Origin of the sequence: Kingella sp. SNUBH-2017 (assembly GCF_028680565.1) — a bacterium.
Lineage (GTDB): Bacteria > Pseudomonadota > Gammaproteobacteria > Burkholderiales > Neisseriaceae > Kingella_D > Kingella_D pumchi.
Map to the genome: position 1 here is coordinate 1 of NZ_JAPHVK010000025.1, position 1,750 is coordinate 1,750.

Genomic DNA, 1,750 nt, shown 5'->3' on the forward strand with positions numbered 1-1,750 from the left:
AAACCCTTATTCATACCCCCTGCCTAATAAATCATAGGCAGGGGGTTTCTGCTTGCGGAAAGGCAGCTTGGAAATCCAACAACCGCCCCGCTGTAAAGGTAGGCTGAAACCGGCTTTCAGGCTGCCTCTGCTATAATCCCGCCCCTTGTTTTTACTCAAATTTTCACACGTCAAACTATGTCCCAGCCCGATTTAGACCAAACCCTTTGCAAAGACCGCCATTTTCTCAAACGCGCATTCAGGCAGCCTGAAAAATTCGGCGGCTTGGCGGCGGTACAACAAAAATATCAAAAATCCCACGATATTTTCTTAAAACGCCAAGCCGCGCTGCCCAAGCCCGAGTTTGATAACACCTTGCCCGTGCATGAGCGTTTGGACGACATCAAAACCGCGATTCAAAACCATCAAGTAACCATCATCTGCGGCGAAACGGGTTCGGGCAAAACCACTCAGTTGCCCAAAATCTGCCTAGAACTCGGGCGCGGCGCGGCGGGCTTAATCGGGCACACCCAGCCGCGCCGCCTTGCCGCGCGTTCCGTTGCCGAGCGCATTGCCGAAGAGCTCGGGCAGCCGATTGGGCAGGCGGTGGGCTACAAAGTACGGTTTAACGACAACACCTCGCGCGATGCCAACATCAAGCTGATGACCGACGGCATCCTGCTCGCCGAAACCCAAACCGACCGCTATCTCACTACCTACGACACCCTGATTATCGACGAAGCGCACGAACGCAGCCTGAACATCGATTTCCTGCTGGGCTATTTGAAGCAGCTTTTGCCGCGCCGCCCCGATTTAAAGGTCATCATCACCTCCGCCACCATTGACGCCGAGCGGTTTTCCAAACATTTCAACAACGCGCCCGTGCTGGAAGTGAGCGGGCGCACCTATCCCGTGGAAATCCGCTACCGCCCGATTAACGAGCGCGACGAAGACGAAGCGGAAATGGATATTCCCGAAGCCATCACAGACGCGGCGGACGAACTCGCGCGGCTGGGCGAAGGCGACATTCTCGTCTTTCTGCCCGGCGAGCGCGAAATCCGCGAAGCCGCCGAAGCCCTACGCAAATCGCCACTGCGCCGCCACGACGAAATCCTGCCGCTGTTCGCCCGCCTTTCCGCGCAAGAGCAGCACAAAATCTTCCATCCCAGCGGCAGCAAACGCCGCATCGTATTGGCGACCAACGTCGCCGAAACCTCGCTCACCGTGCCGCGTATCAAATATGTAATCGATACGGGTTTGGCGCGCGTCAAACGCTATTCCGCCCGCGCCAAAGTGGAGCAGCTGCATGTGGAAAAAATCTCCCAAGCCGCCGCGCAGCAACGCTCGGGGCGTTGCGGGCGCGTGTCGGCAGGCGTGTGCATCCGCCTGTACGCCGAAGACGATTTCAAGCAGCGCAACCCGTTCACCGACCCCGAAATCATCCGCAGCAACCTCGCCGCCGTCATCCTGCGCATGGCCGCCCTGAACCTGGGCGACGTGGCGGCATTTCCGTTTTTAGAAGCGCCCGACCAGCGGTATATCAATGACGGGTTTCAGGTCTTGTTGGAATTGGGGGCGGTGGAGGAGGCTGTCTGAAAGGGTAGGCCGGGCATTGATGCCCGACAAGCTAGGATAAATTTAAAAGGGGCTGTACTAGATAAGCCCTAAATTCCACACCACCGGCGCAGCACTTTAAGCTGCTCGGAAGGTGCGCCAAAGTTAAAACGGAACTCGCATTCTTTCAAGAACAGCGGGAAAGATTTACGGTCGA

The 1,750-nt window shown here is 56.9% G+C and carries 1 protein-coding gene and 1 pseudogene; one reads left to right on the forward strand and one right to left on the reverse strand.

Features of this window, described 5'->3' with window-relative positions:
• Positions 1-177 precede the first annotated feature (177 nt).
• Entirely contained in the window at positions 178-1,575 is a 1,398-nt protein-coding gene (gene hrpA / locus OP500_RS11150; RefSeq protein WP_238748548.1) for an ATP-dependent RNA helicase HrpA, read from the forward strand.
• A gap of 68 nt (positions 1,576-1,643) precedes the next feature.
• On the opposite strand, the pseudogene OP500_RS11155 reads toward hrpA, so the two are convergent.
• A pseudogene (locus tag OP500_RS11155) lies at positions 1,644-1,750 on the reverse strand (IS1595 family transposase); the annotation flags it as partial.